This is a genomic window from Azospirillum sp. BE72, assembly GCF_031455875.1.
GTDB lineage: Bacteria > Pseudomonadota > Alphaproteobacteria > Azospirillales > Azospirillaceae > Azospirillum.
Genome location: NZ_JAVDTO010000010.1, coordinates 169,520 through 189,688, shown reverse-complemented (window position 1 = coordinate 189,688; position 20,169 = coordinate 169,520). Strand labels below are relative to the sequence as shown.

General features: G+C 64.3%; 22 protein-coding genes. 8 read left to right on the top strand and 14 right to left on the bottom strand.

What is annotated here, in order from left to right; translation table 11 throughout:
• Positions 1–3: 3 nt before the first annotated feature.
• From J2Y49_RS22090 to acsA, 5 genes are read right to left on the bottom strand one after another with little or no spacing between them, the layout of a single operon-like run.
• Positions 4–273, bottom strand: a complete 270-nt coding sequence (locus tag J2Y49_RS22090) for an acyl carrier protein (RefSeq protein WP_310117107.1) — start codon at positions 271–273, stop codon at positions 4–6.
• Positions 270–1,436, bottom strand: a complete 1,167-nt coding sequence (locus J2Y49_RS22085; protein WP_310117106.1) for a dihydrolipoamide acetyltransferase family protein — start codon at positions 1,434–1,436, stop codon at positions 270–272. Before J2Y49_RS22085 ends, J2Y49_RS22090 begins: the two co-directional genes overlap by 4 nt.
• The gene (locus J2Y49_RS22080; protein WP_310117105.1) at positions 1,436–2,446 is read right to left on the bottom strand and encodes an alpha-ketoacid dehydrogenase subunit beta; all 1,011 of its coding nucleotides are present in this window, start codon (positions 2,444–2,446) and stop codon (positions 1,436–1,438) included. Before J2Y49_RS22080 ends, J2Y49_RS22085 begins: the two co-directional genes overlap by 1 nt.
• Complete coding sequence (gene pdhA / locus J2Y49_RS22075; protein WP_310117103.1) at positions 2,443–3,450, bottom strand: pyruvate dehydrogenase (acetyl-transferring) E1 component subunit alpha; 1,008 nt, start codon at positions 3,448–3,450, stop codon at positions 2,443–2,445. Before pdhA ends, J2Y49_RS22080 begins: the two co-directional genes overlap by 4 nt.
• Complete coding sequence (acsA, locus tag J2Y49_RS22070; protein WP_310117102.1) at positions 3,447–5,204, bottom strand: acetate--CoA ligase; 1,758 nt, start codon at positions 5,202–5,204, stop codon at positions 3,447–3,449. The genes pdhA and acsA overlap by 4 nt, the downstream gene beginning before the upstream one ends.
• A gap of 268 nt (positions 5,205–5,472) precedes the next feature.
• Here acsA and J2Y49_RS22065 point away from each other — a divergent pair, with 268 nt between their 5' ends.
• The gene (locus J2Y49_RS22065) at positions 5,473–5,775 is read left to right on the top strand and encodes a hypothetical protein (protein ID WP_310117101.1); all 303 of its coding nucleotides are present in this window, start codon (positions 5,473–5,475) and stop codon (positions 5,773–5,775) included.
• Positions 5,730–7,430 (top strand): HAD-IC family P-type ATPase, encoded by a 1,701-nt coding sequence (locus J2Y49_RS22060; protein WP_310117100.1) that lies wholly within the window; start codon positions 5,730–5,732, stop codon positions 7,428–7,430. Before J2Y49_RS22065 ends, J2Y49_RS22060 begins: the two co-directional genes overlap by 46 nt.
• A 63-nt stretch (positions 7,431–7,493) precedes the next feature.
• Here J2Y49_RS22060 and J2Y49_RS22055 read toward each other — a convergent pair whose 3' ends face one another.
• Together J2Y49_RS22055 and J2Y49_RS22050 are read right to left on the bottom strand one after the other, a co-directional pair.
• On the bottom strand, positions 7,494–8,054 hold the full coding sequence (locus J2Y49_RS22055; RefSeq protein WP_310117099.1) for an Hsp20/alpha crystallin family protein: 561 nt from the start codon (positions 8,052–8,054) through the stop codon (positions 7,494–7,496).
• A gap of 173 nt (positions 8,055–8,227) precedes the next feature.
• Entirely contained in the window at positions 8,228–9,055 is an 828-nt protein-coding gene (locus tag J2Y49_RS22050) for a trypsin-like peptidase domain-containing protein (RefSeq protein ID WP_310117098.1), read from the bottom strand.
• A 196-nt stretch (positions 9,056–9,251) separates the two neighbouring features.
• On the opposite strand from J2Y49_RS22050, the gene J2Y49_RS22045 reads away from it, so the two are divergent.
• The 3 genes from J2Y49_RS22045 to J2Y49_RS22035 all read left to right on the top strand — a co-directional run bounded on the left by J2Y49_RS22045 (position 9,252) and on the right by J2Y49_RS22035 (position 10,887).
• Complete coding sequence (locus J2Y49_RS22045) at positions 9,252–9,707, top strand: phasin family protein (protein WP_310117097.1); 456 nt, start codon at positions 9,252–9,254, stop codon at positions 9,705–9,707.
• 24 nt (positions 9,708–9,731) lie between these two features.
• On the top strand, positions 9,732–10,505 hold the full coding sequence (locus tag J2Y49_RS22040; protein ID WP_310117096.1) for a phosphoribosyltransferase family protein: 774 nt from the start codon (positions 9,732–9,734) through the stop codon (positions 10,503–10,505).
• 70 nt (positions 10,506–10,575) lie between these two features.
• Positions 10,576–10,887, top strand: a complete 312-nt coding sequence (locus tag J2Y49_RS22035) for a GYD domain-containing protein (RefSeq protein ID WP_310117095.1) — start codon at positions 10,576–10,578, stop codon at positions 10,885–10,887.
• Between the two features lie 65 nt (positions 10,888–10,952).
• Here J2Y49_RS22035 and J2Y49_RS22030 read toward each other — a convergent pair whose 3' ends face one another.
• The gene (locus tag J2Y49_RS22030) at positions 10,953–11,402 is read right to left on the bottom strand and encodes a c-type cytochrome (protein ID WP_310117094.1); all 450 of its coding nucleotides are present in this window, start codon (positions 11,400–11,402) and stop codon (positions 10,953–10,955) included.
• A gap of 141 nt (positions 11,403–11,543) precedes the next feature.
• On the opposite strand from J2Y49_RS22030, the gene J2Y49_RS22025 reads away from it, so the two are divergent.
• On the top strand, positions 11,544–12,416 hold the full coding sequence (locus tag J2Y49_RS22025; RefSeq protein WP_310117093.1) for a universal stress protein: 873 nt from the start codon (positions 11,544–11,546) through the stop codon (positions 12,414–12,416).
• Between the two features lie 34 nt (positions 12,417–12,450).
• Here the strand turns inward: J2Y49_RS22025 and J2Y49_RS22020 are convergent, their stop codons facing one another.
• The 3 genes from J2Y49_RS22020 to J2Y49_RS22010 are packed head-to-tail and all read right to left on the bottom strand — an operon-like array spanning position 12,451 to position 15,398.
• Complete coding sequence (locus tag J2Y49_RS22020; protein WP_310117092.1) at positions 12,451–13,506, bottom strand: hypothetical protein; 1,056 nt, start codon at positions 13,504–13,506, stop codon at positions 12,451–12,453.
• Positions 13,493–14,473, bottom strand: coding sequence for a ribose-phosphate pyrophosphokinase (locus tag J2Y49_RS22015; protein ID WP_310117091.1), 981 nt, complete (start codon positions 14,471–14,473; stop codon positions 13,493–13,495). Before J2Y49_RS22015 ends, J2Y49_RS22020 begins: the two co-directional genes overlap by 14 nt.
• A 37-nt stretch (positions 14,474–14,510) precedes the next feature.
• The gene (locus tag J2Y49_RS22010) at positions 14,511–15,398 is read right to left on the bottom strand and encodes a universal stress protein (RefSeq protein ID WP_310117090.1); all 888 of its coding nucleotides are present in this window, start codon (positions 15,396–15,398) and stop codon (positions 14,511–14,513) included.
• A gap of 217 nt (positions 15,399–15,615) precedes the next feature.
• Here J2Y49_RS22010 and J2Y49_RS22005 point away from each other — a divergent pair, with 217 nt between their 5' ends.
• Positions 15,616–16,137 carry a BCAM0308 family protein gene (locus J2Y49_RS22005; RefSeq protein WP_310117089.1) on the top strand — a complete coding sequence of 174 codons (522 nt, stop codon included), beginning with the start codon at positions 15,616–15,618 and terminating at the stop codon, positions 16,135–16,137.
• A 165-nt stretch (positions 16,138–16,302) separates the two neighbouring features.
• On the opposite strand, the gene J2Y49_RS22000 is transcribed toward J2Y49_RS22005, so the two are convergent.
• Positions 16,303–17,127: a Crp/Fnr family transcriptional regulator gene (locus J2Y49_RS22000; RefSeq protein ID WP_310117088.1), complete on the bottom strand. Its 825-nt coding sequence runs from the start codon at positions 17,125–17,127 to the stop codon at positions 16,303–16,305.
• Between the two features lie 21 nt (positions 17,128–17,148).
• A complete protein-coding gene (locus J2Y49_RS21995; protein WP_310117087.1) occupies positions 17,149–17,523 on the bottom strand; it encodes a hypothetical protein in 375 nt (124 codons plus the stop codon).
• Between the two features lie 296 nt (positions 17,524–17,819).
• On the opposite strand from J2Y49_RS21995, the gene J2Y49_RS32450 reads away from it, so the two are divergent.
• A complete protein-coding gene (locus J2Y49_RS32450) occupies positions 17,820–18,056 on the top strand; it encodes a hypothetical protein (RefSeq protein ID WP_409017883.1) in 237 nt (78 codons plus the stop codon).
• Between the two features lie 107 nt (positions 18,057–18,163).
• Here the strand turns inward: J2Y49_RS32450 and asnB are convergent, their stop codons facing one another.
• Positions 18,164–20,140, bottom strand: coding sequence for an asparagine synthase (glutamine-hydrolyzing) (gene asnB / locus J2Y49_RS21985; RefSeq protein WP_310117086.1), 1,977 nt, complete (start codon positions 20,138–20,140; stop codon positions 18,164–18,166).
• Between the last annotated feature and the right edge of the window lie 29 nt (positions 20,141–20,169).

Here is a 20,169-nt window from a genome sequence, read left to right as displayed (position 1 = left end):
GCGTCATGCGATCCCGGCTTTTGCCGCAATCGCCGGTTCGGCCATGAGGTAGGCGACCGCTCCATCGAGGGTGGTCAGGCGCGGGTAATCGACCTCGGGGATCGCGACGCCCAGACGGTTGTGCAGCGCCGTCACGAAGTTCAGGTGATCCATGGAGTCGATGTCCAGTGCCTCCCGGAGGTCGGTCGCCGGATCGAGGAGGGCAAGGTCGGCTTCGGGGGCGATGTTGCTCAGCTCCTCCAGCACCACACATCGTACATCGTCGGGAGTCATAGCGATCCGGGCTCCTGCAGCAGACGATCGATTTCGACAAGGAGAAGGGCGCCGCGGTGCCCGTCGCTGACCCGATGGTCGGCCGCGAGGGTCGCCGTCATCACGGGGCATGGAACGACTTGGCCATCCACCACCCAAGGCCGCTCGACCGGCTTGCCGAAGCCGACGATGGCGACCTGTGGCGGGTAGATGACGCCGAACACCCCCTCTACCCCGCGGTCGCCGAGACTGGTGACGGTGATGGTGGGATCCTGCAGCTCGGAACTGCGCAGCCGCCCGGAGCGTGCCCGGGCGACCAGATCGCGCAGGCGGGCCATCACCTCGTCCACGGCCAACCGGTCGGTGTCGTGGATCGCGGGTGCGACGAGGCCGCCGCCGCGGATCGCCACCGCAGTGCCGATGTGGATGCCCTCGGCCGGCCGGAATGTCCCTTCGATACAGGATCCGTTGAACTCGGGCAGGCGCCGCAAGGCGAGCGCGACGGCCTTCAATTGCAGTGCCGCCATGAGCAGCCGTTTTTCGGGTGGGCGCCCCGTGTTCCGATCCACGAGCCAGGCGTTCGCTTTGGCCAGGGCCACCGTGGTGCTCAGGTAGTAGTGAGGGATCTCCTGATTGGAGCGGGCCATGGCCGCGGCGATCGCCCGCCGCATCTGCACCACATCCAGCCCACGCGGCTGCGGGGTGGCGGACGGCATGGTGGCAGCCCGCTCGACATCGGCCAGAAGCACGGCGCCTCCCGGCCCGCTGCCGGTAACCGCGGTCAGGGCGATGCCGTGCTCAACCGCCAGTCGCCGTGCCGCCGGCGACGCCGGCGGATGGGCGGTCGCCGCCGTGACCGGAGGGGACGGAAGCGGCGCTGGCGTCCGCAGCGGCGGGGGAGGGGGCGCCGATGGCTGCGGCCCGGGGGTGCGCAACTCGACGCTCTCGCCGGCTCCGGTGAGCAGGGCAAGCGGTGTGCCGACCGGAACCGAGGTGCCGGGAGTGACGAGGAGGCGTTCGATCACGCCGGCCTCGAAGGTTTCGACCTCGATGGCGCCCTTCTGCGTTTCCACCACGGCAACGATGTCGCCGCGGGCGACGGCATCGCCCGGTTGCTTGAGCCATTCGACCAGAACCCCCGCCTCCATGTCGGCGCCCAGCGAAGGCATGCGGAAAATGCCCATCACGCCCCCATCAGTGCCTTGACCGCCGCCACGATGGCGGCCGGCTGCGGAAGCGCCGCCTGCTCCAGATGCCGGGGGTAGGGGATTGGCACCTCCGCCGTGCAGACCCGCGCCACCGGGGCATCGAGCGACCAGAAAGCCCCCTCCATGATGCGGGCGCTGACCTCCGCGGCGAAGCTGCCGGTCCGCCAGCCTTCGTCGACGATCACCGCCCGGCGGGTGCGGGCGACCGAGGCCAGCACGGTTTCGCCATCGAGCGGCCGCAGGCTGCGCAGGTCCACGACCTCCGCCGATATAGTGTCCGCCGCCAGGGCTTCCGCCGCGGCGAGTGTCTTGAGCAGGCTGCCGCCGTAGGTGATCAGCGTCACGTCCCTGCCGGCCCGGCGAACCACCGCGCGGTCGATGTCGACCGGACCGGCTGCGGCATCCAGGGTGCCTTCCATGTTGTAGAGCATCACATGCTCGAACATCACCACCGGATCGGGATCCTGCAGTGCGGTCCACAGCATGCCGCGCGCGTCCTCCAGGGTGGCCGGCGCCACCACCCGCAGGCCCGGCACATGGGCATACCAGCCCTCCAGACTGTGCGAATGCTGCGCCGCGAGCTGCCGCCCCGCCCCGGTCGGAATGCGGAAGACCACCGGTACGCTCACCTGTCCACCGGACATGTGACGGAGCGTCGCTGCGTTGTTGACGATCTGGTCGAGCGCCAGCAGGCTGAAGTTGACGGTCATGATCTCGACGATCGGACGCATGCCGTTCAGCGCGGCGCCGATGCCGGCGCCGACGAAGGTGGATTCCGACAACGGCGTATCGCGGATGCGGTCCGGCCCGAATTCGTCGTACAGGCCTTTGCTCACGGCGTAGCATCCGCCGTAACACCCGACATCCTCACCCATCAGGAAAACCCGCTCGTCGCGCACCAGCGCATCACGAAGCGCCTCGCGCAGGGCATCGCGGTAGGAGATCGTGCGGCCGGCCGCCGCAATGGTGGTGTCCGCATCGGTCATGGATGCACCTCGCGGGTATAGACGTCCTTCGCCAGATCCTCGACCGGCTCCCATTTCCCGGCCTCGGCGAATGCGACCGCAGCCTCGACTTCCGCCTCGGCATCCCGCTCGATGGCGGGGAGATCGGCGTCGTGCAGCATGCCGGCTTCCCGCGTCCAGGCCGACAGCCGGGCAATGGGGTCATGGCGCTTCCAATCGTCGATCTCAGCCTTGTCGCGGTAGAGCTGGGGGTCGAACATGGAATGGGCGCGGAAGCGGTAGGTCCGGCATTCGAGGAATTGCGGCCCGGCGCCATCGCGTATCGCATCGGTCATGCGCCGCGCCGCCGCCTCGACGGCGACGACGTCCATGCCATCCACGGCCTCCGACAAGACCTGATAGACGGCGGCCTTGAGGTGCAGGTCGGTCTGCGACTGGGCCCGGTCGAGGCGCGTGCCCATGGCGTAGAGGTTGTTTTCGCAAACGAACAGGACCGGCAGTTTCCACAGCGCGGCGAGGTTCAGGCTTTCGTGGAACTCCCCCTCGGCGACCGCACCGTCGCCGAAGAAGCACGCCGTGACCTGCGGCCGGCCACGCATGCGGTCCGCCAGCGCCATGCCCACCGCCAGGGGCAGTCCGCCGGCGACGATGGCGTTGCCGCCGAAAAAGCGGGTGCCGACATCGAAGAGGTGCATCGACCCGCCGCGCCCGTGGCTGCATCCTTCGGCCTTCCCGTACATCTCGGCCATGACGGCGGTCATCGGGACACCGCGCAGGATGGCGTGCCCGTGTTCGCGGTAGGTGGCGACGACGGCGTCTTCGGGATGCAGGCACCCCATCACCCCGGCCGCCACTGCCTCCTCGCCGATATAGAGGTGAAGAAACCCGCGGATCTTTTCCTGCTGGTACAGCTCGCCGCACCGTTCCTCGAAGCGGCGAATGCGCACCATCTGCCGCAGCAGGCCAAGCAGATGGTCGCGGGTCAGCCGAGGTTTCGCATGCGGGGCCGGAGACAGGTCGCTCATCGCTCGTCCCTTTCCAGCGTCGACAGATCGCCTTCTGGCAGGCCCAACTCGCGCGCCTTCAACAAACGGCGCATGATCTTGCCGCTGCGCGTGCGTGGCAGGGAAGCCCGGAAATCGATTGCCTTCGGAGCAACCGCCGGACCCAGCCGGGCGCGGCCGTGCCCGAGCAACTCCTTGCGCAGCGCCTCCGACGGAGTCCAGCCCGGCTTGAGCGCAACAAAGGCCTTCACTACCTCGCCGGCGATGGGGTCGGGAACCCCGATCACCCCGGCTTCGGCCACGGCGGGATGCTCCATGAGGGCGCTCTCGACCTCGAAGGGGCCGATCAGGTGGCCGGCGGACTTGATCACATCGTCCGCGCGGCCGACGAACCAGAAATAGCCTTCGGTATCGCGCATGGCGAGGTCGCCACTCAAATACCAGCCGTCGACGAAACAGCGCCGATAGCGTTCCTCTTCGCCCAGATAGCCGCGGAACATGGAGGGCCAGCCGGGCCGCAGGGCCAGTTCGCCGACGGTCATCGGCTCCGTCACCGGGAGGATTCGGCCGTCGGGAGAGCGCGCGACGACCGCCGCCTCGACGCCGGGGATCGGACGGCCCATGGACCCCGGCTTCACGTCGGCGGAGGCGTAATTGGCGATCATGATGCCGCCGGTTTCGGTCTGCCACCAATTGTCATGGAAGGGGCGGCCGAACGTCTCCTGGGCCCATGCCACCGCCTCGGGGTTGAGCGGTTCCCCCACGCTCGCCATGAAACGCACCGACGACAGGTCGTAACGCCGCGCCACCTCGGCGCCCACCTTCAGCAACATGCGGATGGCGGTGGGGGCGGTGTACCAGACGGTGACGCGCTCCCGCTGGAGAATGCCGTACCACCTCTCGGCATCGAACTCCGCTTCGTCCACCAGCAGCGTGGCACCGATGGTCAGCGGTGCGATGATGCCGTAGGACGTGCCGGTCACCCAGCCGGGATCGGCGGTGCACCAGAATACGTCACCCGGCCGCAGGTCGAGGGCAAGCCGGGCCGTTGCATGATGGGCGACGACGGCCTCATGCACATGCACGGCACCCTTCGGACGGCCGGTGGTGCCGCTGGTGAAGTGGAGAAGCGCCATGTCGTCCGGTGTCGTTTGCGCACAGGTGAAGGCCGGTGCCGCTTCGGGAAGTGCGCGCTGCAGGTCCAGGACACCGCCGTCCGGCCCGGTTCCGCCATCGACGAGCAGCACATGCCTGAGGCCGGGCAGCTCTTGGCGCCAGGGTTCGATCTTGCGGCGGTACAGCGCCTCGCTGGTTACCAGAACCCGGCCGTCGCCGAGCGACAGGCGCGTTCTTATGGGCTCCGGACCGAAGGCGGAGAACAGAGGCGAGAAGACGCAGCCGCACTTCAGCGTCCCGATGGCCGCGACATAGAGGTCGGGCTGGCGACCGAGCAGGCTGAAGACGCGCTCGCCCTTGCCGACGCCCAGCGACCGCAGCAGGTTGGCAAAGCGGTTGGACTGTTCGGCCAGATCACGATACTGGAACTCACGGCACGTGCCGTCTTTGGCCAGCCAACGCAGAGCGATTCGGTCGCCCCCGCCATGCGCGAAGTGCCGGTCCACGGCTTCGTACGCGATGTTGAGCCCACCGTTCGGCAGGCCGTCCAGATCGGCACGCGCAGCCGACCACGTGAAGGCGGCGCAGGCCTGTTCGTAATCGGTCAGGACGGCGGCAGCCTTGTCCTCTGGTCCTTTGCGAATGGTCTCCCAGGCCATGGCACCTCGTCCCAAACGCGCACCGTCCGGCGAACTGGCGCCGATCCTGGCGGGTATCACGCGGCATGATACGGCTGTGCCCAAGGGGCGGGCTTAACCCAGGTTAGGAACCGCCGGAAAATTCACTGCTTTGATGTCTTGGAGAAGCAAGGGCCTCCATGTCGACGGGCTTCAGGCGGCATGCCGGCCGAGCGTTTTAATGATTGCTTGATCTGTGGATGTTTGGCCGCTCCGCACAAAGTCGATCAGACAGGATGACGAGGCTTGCATGGAGGGAGCCGAGCCGAAAGGCGTTGCCGGTCCCCAGGAATCAGGAGGGCAAGGGAAGGAACTCGGCCAGACCGAGGATTCGAACCATAAAGAGCTGCTGTGCTGGTCGGCGGAGCGTGAGCGGGAGGCTGCGGAAGAACGGCGCACTGTGGCGGAGGAGGAACGCATCACCTCGGAAGAGCTTCGTGAGCATGCGGAAGACATCCGCTTGGCGTCTGAAGGTTGCCGGTCGAGCGGCTGGTTCCGGGCGATGTCGTGCGTCTCGTCGCCGGCGACCTTGTGCCGGCGGATGGCCGGCTGATCGAGGCGCGCGATCTCTTCGTGAACCAAGCGCTGCTGACCGGCGAACCCTATCCCGTGGAAAAGCGGGCGGCCGACCTGCCGCGTGCTGTCGATCCCGGTGGGGCCACCAATACGCTGTTCATGGGAACCTCGGTCATCAGCGGGACGGGGCGGGCAGTGGTCCTGCGGACCGGCGGCGCCACCCTGCTCGGCGGCATGGCCCACAGCCTGACCACGCCCCCGCCTCCCACCGATTTCGAAATCGGCGTGCGTCACTTCGGTCTGTTGATCCTGCGGATCACGGTGTTCCTGGTGCTGTTCGTTCTGCTCGCGAACGTGCTGTTCCACAGGCCCTGGCTCGACTCCCTGATGTTCGCGGTCGCCCTTGCGGTCGGGCTGACGCCGGAACTGCTGCCGATGGTCGTGACGGTGACCCTCGCCCGCGGCGCCCTGCGCCTTGCCGAGCGCAAGGTGATCGTCAAGCGGCTGACGGCGCTGCACAATCTTGGGGCCATGGACGTCCTGTGCACGGACAAGACCGGCACCCTGACCGAAGCGCGCATCCAGTTGGTCAGGCACATCGACGTCCAGGGGCGGGACAGCGAGGAGGTGTTCCGGCTGGCTTGGCTCAACAGCTATTTCGAAAGCGGGATCCGCAGCCCATTGGACGACGCGATCCTGGACCACGGACAGCCGGACACGGTCGACTGGCGCAAGTTCGACGAGGTGCCCTTCGATTTCGAGCGCCGGCGCGTCTCCGTGCTGCTGGAACGCGGCGGCGAGCACCGGCTGATCGTGAAAGGGGCGCCGGAGGACGTATTGAGCCTATCCAGCCATCACCAACCGGATGATCAGGGAGAGCCGCGCATCTTCGATGCCGAGGCCAGGAAGCGGGGCCAGGACCTGTTCGAAGAGCTGGGTGAGGACGGCTTTCGGGTTCTGGCCATCGCGTCGCGTGTGGTCGGGCCGGAGCAGAGGGAGGCGCGGGTCACGGACGAAGCCGAACTGGTCTTCGCCGGCTTCCCAGCCTTTCTCGACCCGCCCAAGGCCGATGCGGCGGCGGCTTTGCGCGCGCTGGCGCAGGCCGGGGGCATCGTCAAGATCCTGACCGGAGACATCGAGCGTGTTACCCGCCATGTCTGCCGCGAGTTGGGCCTTGCCGTGACCGGGCTGATCAATGGCGACGAGCTGCGGGGGATGAGCGAAGAGGCCTCGCGCGTTCGGCTCGCCAAGGTCAACGTGTTCTGCCGGCTCTCGCCGCCGCAGAAACAGCGGGTGCTGCTGGCGCTGAAGCAGCGCGGCCACGCCGTCGGATTTCTCGGCCACGGCATCAACGACGCGGCGGCGCTGGTCCTGCCCTTCCTGCCGATCCAGGTGCTGCTGAACAACCTGCTCTACGACGCCTCGGAGATCGGCATTCCCTTCGACCGTGTCGATCCGGAAACCATCACTCGGCCGGTCCGCTGGAACATGGCGCTGATCCACCGCTTCATGCTGGTCCTGGGGCCGGTGAGCTCCCTGTTCGACTTCCTCACCTTCTACGTCCTGCTGACCATGTTCGGCGCCGGGGAGGCGCTTTTCCAGACCGGCTGGTTCGTCGATTCACTAGCGACCCAGGTGCTGATCATTCTCATCATCCGGACACGGAGATCACCCCTGGACAAGGGGGCATGACATGGCATCGCCGGCGGCGGGATCGTCCGTCGGCGATGCCGGTCTTCCAATCGCCGCGACCGCCTAAAGCTTGGCGATCTCGATGTTGCGCTTGCTGGGCTTGCTCGGCTCTGTCTTCGGCAGCACGATGGTGAGCACGCCGTTCTTGACGGTGGCGGTGATGCCGTCCGCATTCACATTGGCCGGCAGCCGGAAGGACCGCGCGCACATGCCATAGCGGCGTTCGGAGAAGTAGCGGTTCTTGCCCTTCTCTTCCTTCTCCTCCTTTTTCTCGGCCTTGATCGTCAGGATGTCGTCCTGGAGGCTGACTTCGGCGTCCTTCTCGTCCATACCGGGAATTTCCAGCGTGACCCGGTACTCGGTCTCGCGCTCGTCCACCTCGGCCGGCGGGACGATTGCCTCCAGTTCGGCTTCACTGCGCAGCAACGGCTCCAAACTGAACATGGGGCGTCGGCTCCACGGAAAGCGCAGCATGGACGACGCCTCATCGAACAGGCGGTCGAACTCGTCGCGCAAGGCGAACAGCGGATGGCGATTGTGTTCAGCGCCTTGCTTTGCGGCCAAACCGGTGCCCGCGAGTTCCTGCTTCGGCTTTTCGCTGGCGTTTGGATCGGTCATGGTCATGGCATCCTCCTGGATTACCCTGGTGACGCCATGGCTTTAGCATCCGGCGGGACCGACCGACTTTATCTGGATTAACGTGGGAGGCGTTTCATCGGGGGCACGCCGCGTGAGATGCTGAAACTGACTGCAATTGGTGGAAGCAAAAGTGGGCAGGTGAGGGAATACATGCCTTCTCAGGGCCGGGAGGGGCCATGGCCGAGGAGGTGGTCGACGGACTGCTTTGCCCGGCTGACCGGAATGGCGAAGCCGATGCCGCTGTTGCTGAGGGCTGATCCAATCAGACTGTCGTTGATCCCGACCAACTCTCCCCTGAAATTCACCAGGGCTCCACCCGAGTTGCCTGGATTGATCGCGGCGTCGGTCTGGATGAAGGGACCCTCGGGTTCGGCAGGGTTCCTCGCCCCGATGCCGCTGACGATCCCCAGCGTCGCTGTCTGGGCGAGGCCGAACGGATTTCCGATCGCCACCACATAATCGCCCACGCGCAGGGCATCGGAATCTCCCAGCGGCACGGCAACGAGATCGCGTGCCTCCACCTGTATCACCGCGATGTCGCTGACCGCGTCGGAGCCGACCAACCGGCCGGACAGCTGCCGCGCGTCTGCAAGCGTGATGGTTATGTCCTCGGCTCCATCGACGAGGTGATGGGTGGTGACGATGATGCCGTTGACCGCATCGATGACGATGCCGGAGCCTTGGACAAGAAAGCGACGCTCCTCCGGCTGCACGCGCTTGGGCAGGCCGAACATGCGGCGGAATTCGGGATCGCGAAGCAACAACATCTCTTCTGCAGACAACTGGCCGCTTACGGCAATGCTGACCACGCCCGGAAGCACCCGTTCCAACATGGGAGCCAATGTGGGCATGGCTTCCGTGGCCGTGTCATCCCCCGGGTTCCCGACCCTGTTGGGCGCGCAAGCGCCGATGCTCATGACCATCGCCAGCGCGAGTGCCATGTGTCGGACCAGATCGGCAATCCTGATTCCGGTTTGTCGAAGCATGCGCTATGCCCCTGCCAGGTGACGCCGCAATCCTGCCGCGTCCGGGCGGCCGAGCCTTTCAACGGAAGTATACCCGTTCCAATGCGCCATATCGCCATTAACCTGGGTTAAGTGGAGGCGAAGTTCCTCCCTTGTATACCTCTCGGAAAAACCGGCGTGACGGCGGAAGCAGGCCGTTGAACGAGGAGGGCCATCGATGAAGAGCCAAGCATCACGCACATATGCTGCCCCCCGATTGGCGAACGAGTTTTCGGCGTGGACTTCCAGCAACCTCGTTCAAAACACCTTCTTGCAGCAGACGGAAGCGATCCTGCGAATGCAATCCAACTTGTTTGATGGTTTCGAGAACCTAAGCCGGAACTGGCTGGAGCACCGGCAGGACGACATCCGGTCGGCACTGTTCACCGTGGAGCGGATGGGAACGATCGAGGATGTGGCGGAGCGATCCTCGCTGTGGAACGACTGGTTGGCAGACCGCATGAAGCGTTGGTCCGATGAGGCATCCGCCATGGTGGAGCAGGCGCAGAACGTTTCCCGCACCATCGCCGATCAGGCGTCCGCCACCGTCGAGCGGTCCTTCCAACCGAATGAAAGGCAGGCCGGCAACACAGGGGCGCGTCGGGACCGCAAGAGCGAGGAAACACACAGCTGAAGCCCGGAGACGCCGGGAGGGAAAATGGTTCATCGGCTGGGGAATAGAGGAACGGATAACCGCCCGGCCCTGTTCAGGGACCGGGCCGATGCCGGCAGGCGGCTGGCCGACAGGCTGCTGCCTCTGCGCGACCAGGACCCGGTCGTTCTGGCGCTGCCACGGGGCGGTGTCGCGGTGGCGGCGGAGATCGCAAGAAGTCTTCACGCCCCGCTCGGGCTTGTTCTGGTCCGCAAGTTGGGGGCTCCTCATCAGCCGGAGTTCGCGATCGGCGCCATTGCCAGTTGCGGGGCCAGTTGCGGGGCCAGTTGCGGGACGGGCGGAAGCGAGGCGATCGAAACCGTGATCAATCCGGCCATCGGTGGGTATTCGCCGCAATCCTGGCCCCGATCCTGGATAACCCGGGAAACTGAAAATCAACTCGAAGAGTTGGAACGTCGCCGCAACACCTATCTCGCCGGTCGGAAACAACCTGCCATCGCTGGCCGCATCGCCATCCTGGTCGATGACGGAATCGCGACCGGAGCGACCATGCTTGCCGCCCTGCAGGCTGTCCGCAAGGAAAGGCCAAGAGCGGTCGTGGTGGCGGTTCCGGTGGCGCCAGCAAATCGCTTGGCGGAATTCAACGGGTTGGCGGACGCAACCCTATGCCTGGAAACTCCCGTCGACTTCCAGGCGATCGGACCCTGCTACCGCGACTTTCACCAACTCGACGACACGGACGTCATCCGCCTGCTTGATCGCGCAGGCAAGACGAACCCTGCGCCCGAGGTGCAGGGTTCGCGTCACCGGATTTCCTGATTTCCGTTCTGCAGTGCGGTTGCAGTGCGGTTGGACCGTCCGGCCGCAACGGCGACTGGGAGGAGAAAACATGGCCACATTCATCATGTTGACGCGGCTCATCCAAAGTCAAAAGGGGCCACCGCTGTCGACGGAGGCGTTTCAAAAACAGCTTGTCGAGAGGATCGGCCAGGCCTGTCCCGACATCGAGTGGCGAGGCAGCTTCGCGGTGCTTGGACCTTATGATTTCCTCGACATCTTTTCCGCACCGGACATCGACGCAGCGATGCGGGTGGCGGCAACCGTCCGTGGAACCGGCCATGCCCACACCGAAATCTGGGGGGCGGCCGAACTGCATCGCAACAAGGACAACATCAGAGCGATTCACCCGCTGGCGGGATGAGGAGTCTTGAGCAAATCCCAGATCCGGGCCGGTTCGGCGATCCGCACCGGCCCGGACAATGGCGGCTATTTCTCCTGTATCGTCTGAATGTAATAGACCAGCTCCAGTATTTTTCCGCGCACCACCTGCTCCGATCCCCAGGGCCAGAAGTCCTGAACCGATTCCGTCCTGAACACCTCCCCCCAAATCGGCATGTCGCGTGTTCCGTGTGCCGCGATCATTTCGCGACCGTCGATAACCTTGTACAGGTATTCGAGCGGGAAGATGCCGTGGTTGCGCTCCCGGATCGTGGTCAGCGCCGCCGGCTTCCTGTTGAGATAGCCGGCATAGGGGCCGTCACCTTGCCCGCCGGCACCATGGCACACGGCGCAGTTGGCCAGGTACGACGACTGGCCGATCGGTTCCCCGGACTTTCCGGTGCGCGATTGTGCGAAGCCCGGCGAGCACATCGTGAGGATGCCGATTGCGACGACGCCGTGAGCGAAGAAATGCCCTCCCGTCAGGATAGACCCCATGGAACCCTCCTTCTTCGGTTTGGCTCCCAAGATGGCGGGAATGCGCCCCGCGGGCCTTAACCGGGATTAATGCCGGGCCGTCCGCGACATCGGATCTTGCGTTCGGGAACGCACGGCTCCCGACCCTCGGAGGGATGGACCATGTACCGCAAGATCCTTGTTCCTCTGTCCAATGCGGCTTTCGGCATGGCGGCGGCCCTCGACGCCGCCATTCACGTCGGGCGCATCTTCGGCTCTGAGGTCGAGGTGCTCTATGCGCGCCCCGCTCCGGAGGCACTGATCCTGGTGCTTGGCAAGGGCTTTGCCGGAACAATGTTGGAAAGCGCCCTCCGCGAGGTGCAGGCGAAGATTGGAAAGGACTGCGAAGCAGCGCACGAGCGGATGCAACGGATTTGCGGCCAAGCCGGCAGTTCCGCTGATGATGATGCAGTATCCCGACCATGCCCGCAGGTTGTGTGGCGGGAAGTGGAGGGACCGGCCGACAGAATGACCGGTATTGCCGCGCGCTTTGCCGACCTTATCATGTTCGCCAAACCCGAAACCGGCGATGTGACGGACAGCGTCTGGAGATCGATGTTCGATGCGGCATTGTTCGCATCCGCACGTCCGGTGATCTTGATGCCATCGCTCCCTGTGCCGCTCTCAGCTTCCAGAATCATGATCGCCTGGAACGGAACCCCACAAGCAACCAGAGCGGTTGCCGCGGCACTTCCCCTGCTGCGTCGAGCACAAAGTGTTTTCATCGGGACAGCCGGACTGGATGAAGATCTGCAAAGAGATGCCGAAGGCTTGAAGGAATACCTTCTGGTACACGAGGTGGATGCCCAGGTGGAGCATCTGCCGAAAAGTTTGCGTGAAACTGGAAGCGTTCTGCTTGGCATGGCGTCGCAGTTCGAAGCCGACCTCCTCGTCATCGGCGGGCATGGCCGTAACCGCTTGCGGGAATGGACGCTGGGAAGCACGACATCCCACGTGGTGGAGCTTGCCACCATCCCGGTGTTCCTGGTGCACTGACCTCAAGGCGGCGCGACCGCCTTGTCGGGCATGGTCAGCGTTTTTCGATGCATTCGAGATAGCCATCGATTCTCTTGAGCCAATGTTCGCGTTGGCCGGCGGTTGCATCATCCAGTCGGCATGCGGCAAGACGGATGCGGATGCAGGCGCGGAACGTCCGGTAGAATGCGATCAGGCGGAGATCGGGACGGTCGCCGCTGCGCAGCATATAGCTTTCCAGGATGCGGTCGCCGATCCAGCCCGCCCCCAGACGATCGCATTCAAGAGCAAGATATGAGAGTTCATCGACCGGGTCGAGCAGCCGGAGAGTCCGATCGAATTCAAGACAGTCTATGATTTTGGGAGGGCTTTCCAGAAATACATGTTCGGGGCGAAGGTCGCCATGCCCTTCAATGATCCGCCCTTCCACGACCCTCCTCCGCAACAGGGTGCGCTGTGTCTTCAAGAAGGTCCGCTGCCAAAGTGCAGCTTGGCTTGCTCGGTCCAGCATGCCCTTGGGCAGTCTGGTTCTGACCGCCTCCTGATTTTCCTCGACGTTCTTCCTGAAGTGGCCGAGATACCGGTCCGTCGACATCGGAACGGGCAGGCTGAAGCGGTAAAATTGCCAGAATATGACCGAAAGCCTGCGGACGTCGCTTGGAAGCATGGCTTTGGAGCGGATCAGTTCGTCCATCCGCCGCTCTGTCGGAAGCCGCCGCATCCACACCACCCAGTCGACAATCCTGTCTGTAGGCTGGGGCCGCGCGCACAAGCGGAGGGTCCCATCCGCTTGTAGGGCGAGGCTGAGGGCGTCGTGATAGACGGTGGGGGCAAGGCGGCGGTTGAGCCGTATTTCGGTCAGGCAATTCGCGCGGCGTAAAGCCACCGTCGAGAGGTCGAGTTCCGGCAACTTCCGGGGCTTCTTCAGTTTGAAAGCATGACGCTCCGTCAGGAATACCCAGGAGAGGCGTGTCTCGATCGCCTCAACATGGCGGGCATGGTAGAACCGATAGGCATCCGGATGCCGCAAATAGCTTATCTTCGCTTCGAGCGGGCAGTCCGGCTCGGGTTGTGCAACGGCTGATCCGTCTCCTCTGCTAGAGTAGGTCACTGAGAGAACCGCCGGCATGCAGGCGGGCAATGGCTTCGGCGAACAATGGGGAGGTGTCCAAAATCGTGAGCTTTCGGATCGATTGGCCATCCTCCAATCGCCAGGGCGGCACCGTATCGGTTACAACCACGCTGTCGAAGGCCGGCGACTGCAGCATTTCGACGGCACCCGGCGCGAACACTCCGTGGGTCGCGAGCGCCGTCACGGAGATCGCACCGGCTTTCCGGCACGCTTCGGCGGCCCGCAGCATCGTCGTTCCGGTGGCAATGAGATCATCCAGGATCAGAACCCTGCAACCGTCGACATCGCCGACCAGCTGGCCACCGCCAACGATGCCGGCGCTGCGGGTCTTTTCCATGAACGCCAGACCGATCGGGTGAGGAAGGCTGCACGCCAGTGTTTCGTAGAGTTGCTCGACCCGTTTCATGCCGCCGACGTCAGGCGATACCACGACAATGGCGCCACCCTCCACTGTCGACCTGACATGTTCGGCGAAGAGCGGCCGTGCCAGGAGATTCTCGGTCCGGCATCGGAAAGCATTCTCGAAGGCAGCCAGATTGTGAACGTCGATCGTGACCACGCGGTCGGTTCCAGCCGCCTCGAACAGGGTCGCCAGTTGGCGCGTCGCGACCGGATCGCGCGGCTTGGTGCGGCGGTCCTTGCGGCCGTAAGCGAGGTACGGGGCCACGACCGTGATCCGCCGAGCGGACGAGTCCCGCAACGCCCCGATGAAGAGCAGCAGTCGCCATAGCTTGTCATGCACGCTGTCATGGGCGTCGCCCAGCAGCGATTGCACCACGAACACGTCCCGGTCCCTGACGCCGACCAGTGGCCGGACCTTCATTTCGCCATCCTCGAAACGCCTCTCTTCATGAGGAGAGACGGGAATTTCCAGATGTGCCGCGATCCGGTGGCCATGCCGCCAATTCGGATCCAGATCGAACAGCATCAGTTCTTTTTGCGGCATCGATACCTCCCATGCCGGACGACCAGGGATGGCGGCATCAGTGCGCCATCAGGACCGAACAGCCGAGTGCGGTTTCCAGTACGTAGCGGGTTGCGCCGCCGAGAACCATTTCCCGGAAGCGGCTGTGTCCATACCCACCCATGACCAGCAGGCCTGCACCGATTTCCTTCGCCCGGTCCGCCAGCAATTCCCCGGTCGGGCGGCCATCCTCGTGAAGCACGTCGACCGCGGCCGAGATGCCATGCCATGCGAGGTGGTCGGAAAGACGCGTGATCATCGGCGCCGTGGGGCCGGTGACGTCATTGCTGCCCGCGATCGTCAGCACTGTGGCGGTTCGCGCACGCCACAGGAGCGGCATGGCCGCGGCAATCGCCCTGGCCGCCTGCCGGCTGCCGTTCCAGGCGATCGCAACCGACGACAGCGCTTCGGCGTCGATGCCCGGTGCCGCCAGCAGGATCGGCTGACCGGTTTCGAACAAAGCCGTCTCCAGCCGCATGACGTTGGGGGGAGCGTCGACGGGCTGAGCGAACAGGATCAGGTCGGCACATCGTCCCCGCTGGAGGAGAATATCCTCGGACAGCCCCATCACCTCCCGCCATGTCGCGGTGATCGAACCGGACGTAACGGCGATATCCGGATCCGGATAACCGACGCTGTGAACGCCGGCGGCGGCGATGGCCGAGTTGAAGCTGCGCCGGGCTTGCGACGCCCGCTCCTGATCGGCCTGCTCTGCCTCCCGGATCAGGCGCTCCAGCATGTCGGACGAGAAGCCTTCGGCAACCAGCGGAATCGCGATCCGCGGGTCGGGCCGGATATGCACCGCATCCACATGCCCGTTGAACAGCTTGGCGATGGCAAAGGCGGCGTTCAGCGCCCGCTCATCCGCAGCGGCGCCATCGAGCGGGACCAGAATATGCTTGATCATGAACCGTCTCCTGGTGCGGAGGGGAGGTTCCATGACATTTGCGCGAAGGGCGGTGCCCGACCTTGATCCAGATTAACCTCGCTGACTCAAGCGGCTGATCGTCAGCGCTACTCGGCCGATCGCAGCCGGGTTTATCCAGGTTAAGGCGGCGGGCGATCGACATGCGAGCATAGAGGGTGAGCATACCGGCTATTCGCCCATCGGGGAGAAACCTGCCATGACACAACGGCATCGGGACAATGGTCCCGTCCGCGATCATCGCCCGCAACCTGAACGCCGCGACCGGCTGATCCAGGAGCATGAACACGATCCCTACAAGTCGGCTCTCAAGCCCGCCGATCCGAGCGTCTGTCCGCGTTGCCACGCGATCTACCAGGATGGGCGCTGGCGGTGGGGCGCAAGGCCGGCCGAGGCGTCCGAAATGGTTTGCCAGGCCTGTCAGCGCATTCACGATGGCATCCCGGCCGGCATCCTGACGATGAGCGGCGATTTCGTGCAGGCTCATCGGGCGGAAATCCTGGCGCAGGTCCGTCATCAGGAGACGCTTGAGAAGGCCGAGCATCCGCTGAACAGGATCATGGACATCAGAAACACCGCTGATGGGATGACGGTAACCACCACCGATCTGCATTTGCCGCGGCGCATCGCCGAAGCCCTTCGGAGTCATCACCAGGGCGTGGTCACATGGCATTACGATGAGGGCGAGTGCTTTTTGAGGGCGAATTGGCAGGCCGACTGAACGTCCTGAGCGGGCGCTGCAAACGCCGGTCGTCGCAGCAGATCCGTGTATCGGTTCGACTGCGCGACGAAGGGCTGAATCGTGTCGTCGGCATGGCGACGATGGGTGGCCGGATCCGTCGGCGATGAACGGAGAAAAGGCCGGGCTGGTGGCCGTCCGACAGGGTCACGTCGACCTGTTGTGGGCCGACCTTGCGCCCCAGTCGGCCATTTTGCGCCAACTCCCTTCGCTCCATGCCTCATGTGCCGGTGGAGGGCGCGGAATCAGAAAAGGGGGATCGGGAGCCCAAGTTTCGGTCAACTCCGCGAGTTTTGCCAACCGCGACCAATCCATAACGCGCAGGCGCCCCTTTAGGAAACTCAGCAACCCGGCCGCGCGCATCTCCTTCAAGGTCCGGCACACATGCACCGGTGTAAGGCCGGTGGCATCGGCGATCAATGTCTGGGTGATGGGAAGTGCGAATTCTTCCTCACAGGTGTCGAAGGCATGACTCTGGCGCTGGCACAGGGCAAGGAGAAGTCGGGCGATCCGCTCGGTTGCGTTGCAGGTGCCGAGCCCCCCCAACAGGCGCCAGTCCGCGATCGTTTCTGCCGCAAGCAGCGACGCCATCCGCAAAGCCAATTCCGGCGCGGACTGGCAGAAGCGCATCAGCGACGGGCGCGGGATCGGACAAACCGTGAGGTCCGTCACCGCTTCCATCGTGCAGGGCATGCAGCCATCGGCGGTCGTCTCGAAACCGACCATGCTCCCCGGCATGGCAAAGCGGAGCACTTGGCGACGCCCATTCTCATGAAAGGCGGAAGCGACCGCCCAACCGCGGCGGATGATGAACACCATGTCGCTCGCATCCCCTTCGGCGAAGACGCAGCCTCCCGCCTGCACATGCCAAAGCGGGTGTTTGATGTTGCCCAGCGCAATGAGTTGCGCATCGGAAGCGCTGGCGCACAATCCGTCGCGTCGAACCGGGCAGGACTGGCATTCTGGCCGCATGGGAAGCCTTTCTCACAAATCTCAATGCCTTGGATCATTCCGATTCGTGGGGAGCAGTTGGGCCTGCGCGAGGGAGTCGATCAGGGCTGAAACGATGATGTGGCTGCCGACCGGTCCGTCAGACGCCTCCTGGGCTGCATCAAGATATCCGTCGAGACGACAGGCGACCGAGAGCTTTACAGCGACACCGAGAGGGGTTCGTGCAGGAGTGCTGATGAGCGACCGCAGCAACCATTTCCTTTGAACCGCTTCGCCGCCTTCTGCTTCCCGATAGCGTTCGTGCAGCAGCAGCAGAGCATGGTCACTGTGCGTCCCAGTGGCGAGTGCGGCAATAGCAGAATTGAAGAGTTCTGCGTACAGCGCTTCGCTTTTTGAAAAGCCATGCGATGACGGCATGGTCATCTCCACGGAGCTGAGGTAAACTTAATGGCGATGTCGGGCTGCTCGTTCAGCACCAAGATTTGCCCCAATCATAGTGGAAGGCGATCTGATCTGGATCAATTCCATGTGAGACCATACCAATGGACCAACAGGCAACCCCAAATAAATGGCGGTGAAGCTTTCGGTTCGGAGATGTTGCCGGAAGGGCATCGCTCCAGTGAGAGGACGTTGGTGCATAAAGCAGGTGAGCGTTGGTGGCATCGGTGCTGTCAGGTTGCCGACCGCCGCATTGGCATGGCAAGGTGCCGGGCATGAGCACGACGCCCGATCCGTACCGCGGCTTTCGTTTTCCGGCCGCGATCATCAAGGAAGCGATGTGGCTGTACCATTGCTTCAGCTTGAGCCTGCGCGAGGTCGAGTTGATCCTGCCCGCGCGCGGTGTCGAGGTCAGCTACGAAACCATTCGGCTTTGTTCCAAAGTCGGCCGGCACGCGGCGGAATGGCACCGTCATTTGTCGGCGCTGGTGATGGTGGCGGGCACGGTGTGACCAGGAATGCCCGGTGGACAAAAGTGAATGCGCGGCCAGGGGTGAGCCGCGCCGTCAGGAGCGAGCCAAGAAGGCGCCGCTCCAGGCGGTCGGAAGCCGGGGGAATGTCAACCCACGAGCTCCTCATGGGCTATTTGGCTTCTGCGCGCCTCGTCTAGCCATACCTGCAGCATGAGCACATGCCACAACAGATGCTGCCAGTTGCGCTGACCGGAGCTGTGCTCATTCCACAGCCGACGGATCGCCGATGCCTGGAAAATCCCATCTTGGTCAAGCCTGTCGGGGGCCAGCATTGCCTCCGCCCAATCGCGCAGAGGCCCGCGCAGCCATTGCCCGACCGGGACCGCAAAGCCCTGCTTGGGCCGATCGATCAAGGAGGTTGGGACGAAGCGGCTTAACAGCTCCCTCATGATCCACTTCTCGCGTCCGGCGTGGATTTTGAGCGACAACGGCAAGCGCCAAGCGAACGCCACCACCGCGGGATCGAGCAGAGGAATGCGCCCTTCCAGACCAACGGACATGCTCGCCCGGTCGACTTTGACCAGAATGTCTTCGGGCAGATAATTGGTGAGATCGGCAAACGCCATGTGGTGGTAAGGGTCGAGTCCAGGCGGGCGTTGCGAGCGCTCGGCAATGCCTGCTCCGGTAGGCTCTTTAAGGAAACGCCACGGTTCAGGGCAATGCGACGCCAGGGCGGCGGTGATGTCGTCGAGCGTTCTATGCTTCAACAGGTCAGCTACCCGATGCAGCCGATGCCCTGACAGCTCCCGACGCGTTTTCGATGGGAGCAGGGATAGCACCCGGTCCCAGGCGGATGGCGGCAAAGTCCGGATTAGCACCGACGCCGCGCGACGGGCCGGTGCCGGCAGCGTGCCGAATTGTGACCAGATCCGAGCCCCCCAGCGGTAATTGTCATAGCCGAGGAACAGCTCGTCCCCACCGTCGCCGGACAGCACCACGGTTACGGACTGGCGCGCAAAACGTGATACCAGCAGTGTCGGAATCTGGGACGGATCGGCAAAAGGTTCGTCGTAAACTCTGGGCAGGTCCGGCACGACGGCCATCGCCTCCTGCGGCGACAGATACAGCTCGTGATGCTCCGTGCCCAGATGCTGGGCCACCGCGCGCGCGTGCGGCGCCTCGTTGTAAGCCGCTTCGGAGAAGCCGATTGAGAAGGTCTGCACGGTGCGGACCGATTGCGCCTGCATGAGCGCGACCACCAGGCTCGAGTCGATGCCGCCGGAGAGCAGGGCGCCGACCGGAACATCCGCTTCCATGCGCAAGGCCACGGCTTGCTGTAGCAGGCGCTCGAGTTCGGAAACCGCGTCCTGGGGAGAGCCCGTGAAGGGAGAGGCCAATGCCCCTTCGACCATGGACCGTGCCGACCACAGGACGGATTCCTCGATTTCCACCCCCCGCGGACCCAGACCGATCGTCAGGCGCATCCCGGGGGAGAGTTTGGAGATGCCGCGAAAGATCGTGGCCGGGGCGGAAATGAAGCCGTGGCTGACAAATTGGCTCACCGCCTCGGGATCAACATCGGGCAGCGTCGAAGCAACCGACATGATTGCCTTCAGCTCAGAGGCGAAAACGAAGCGGCCATCAATGGCCCCGAAATACAAGGGCTTCTCGCCGATGGGATCGCGCGCAAGGTGAAGCTGGCGCTTGGAGCGGTCCCAGGCGGCGATGGCGAACATGCCGTTGCAGCGCTCGAGGGCCTTGCCGATACCCCAGCGGCTGATCGCCTCCACGAGGGTCTCGGTGTCGGAATGTCCGCGCCACGGTCCGTGCGCCGGCTCCCGCAAATCGGCTCTTAAAGTCCGGTGATTGTAGATTTCGCCATTGAACGCTATCACCCAGCGGCCACACGAGGACACCATGGGCTGGCGACCGTGCGGCGAAAGATCGACAATCGCCAGGCGGCGGTGGCCCAGGAAGACGCCGGCCTGCCGGTCGATCCAGAAGCCTTCGTCATCCGGGCCGCGATGCCGGAGGCGGCCGTTCATGCGGCGCAACGCGTGCTCGGCTTCGATGGCTGAAGTGCCCTGGATGCTGCTGTCGATGAATCCCACAAGACCGCACATGAAATTCCCCTGTGGCTGCGTAGGGTTGA

Bases quoted from the DNA above. Each gene is read 5' to 3' on its own strand.
- J2Y49_RS21995 (WP_310117087.1), bottom strand. From the start codon at position 17,523: ATGCCGTCATCGCATGGCTTTTCAAAAAGCGAAGCGCTGTACGCAGAA.
- J2Y49_RS22055 (WP_310117099.1), bottom strand. From the start codon at position 8,054: ATGACCATGACCGATCCAAACGCCAGCGAAAAGCCGAAGCAGGAACTC.
- J2Y49_RS22090 (WP_310117107.1), bottom strand. From the start codon at position 273: ATGACTCCCGACGATGTACGATGTGTGGTGCTGGAGGAGCTGAGCAAC.
- J2Y49_RS22080 (WP_310117105.1), bottom strand. From the start codon at position 2,446: ATGACCGATGCGGACACCACCATTGCGGCGGCCGGCCGCACGATCTCC.
- J2Y49_RS22085 (WP_310117106.1), bottom strand. From the start codon at position 1,436: ATGGGCATTTTCCGCATGCCTTCGCTGGGCGCCGACATGGAGGCGGGG.
- J2Y49_RS22005 (WP_310117089.1), top strand. From the start codon at position 15,616: ATGACACAACGGCATCGGGACAATGGTCCCGTCCGCGATCATCGCCCG.
- J2Y49_RS22040 (WP_310117096.1), top strand. From the start codon at position 9,732: ATGGTTCATCGGCTGGGGAATAGAGGAACGGATAACCGCCCGGCCCTG.
- J2Y49_RS22030 (WP_310117094.1), bottom strand. From the start codon at position 11,402: ATGGGGTCTATCCTGACGGGAGGGCATTTCTTCGCTCACGGCGTCGTC.
- J2Y49_RS32450 (WP_409017883.1), top strand. From the start codon at position 17,820: ATGAGCACGACGCCCGATCCGTACCGCGGCTTTCGTTTTCCGGCCGCG.
- J2Y49_RS22035 (WP_310117095.1), top strand. From the start codon at position 10,576: ATGGCCACATTCATCATGTTGACGCGGCTCATCCAAAGTCAAAAGGGG.
- J2Y49_RS22010 (WP_310117090.1), bottom strand. From the start codon at position 15,398: ATGATCAAGCATATTCTGGTCCCGCTCGATGGCGCCGCTGCGGATGAG.
- J2Y49_RS22050 (WP_310117098.1), bottom strand. From the start codon at position 9,055: ATGCTTCGACAAACCGGAATCAGGATTGCCGATCTGGTCCGACACATG.
- J2Y49_RS22065 (WP_310117101.1), top strand. From the start codon at position 5,473: ATGGAGGGAGCCGAGCCGAAAGGCGTTGCCGGTCCCCAGGAATCAGGA.
- J2Y49_RS22045 (WP_310117097.1), top strand. From the start codon at position 9,252: ATGAAGAGCCAAGCATCACGCACATATGCTGCCCCCCGATTGGCGAAC.
- J2Y49_RS22000 (WP_310117088.1), bottom strand. From the start codon at position 17,127: ATGCGGCCAGAATGCCAGTCCTGCCCGGTTCGACGCGACGGATTGTGC.
- J2Y49_RS22015 (WP_310117091.1), bottom strand. From the start codon at position 14,473: ATGCCGCAAAAAGAACTGATGCTGTTCGATCTGGATCCGAATTGGCGG.
- pdhA (WP_310117103.1), bottom strand. From the start codon at position 3,450: ATGAGCGACCTGTCTCCGGCCCCGCATGCGAAACCTCGGCTGACCCGC.
- asnB (WP_310117086.1), bottom strand. From the start codon at position 20,140: ATGTGCGGTCTTGTGGGATTCATCGACAGCAGCATCCAGGGCACTTCA.
- acsA (WP_310117102.1), bottom strand. From the start codon at position 5,204: ATGGCCTGGGAGACCATTCGCAAAGGACCAGAGGACAAGGCTGCCGCC.
- J2Y49_RS22025 (WP_310117093.1), top strand. From the start codon at position 11,544: ATGTACCGCAAGATCCTTGTTCCTCTGTCCAATGCGGCTTTCGGCATG.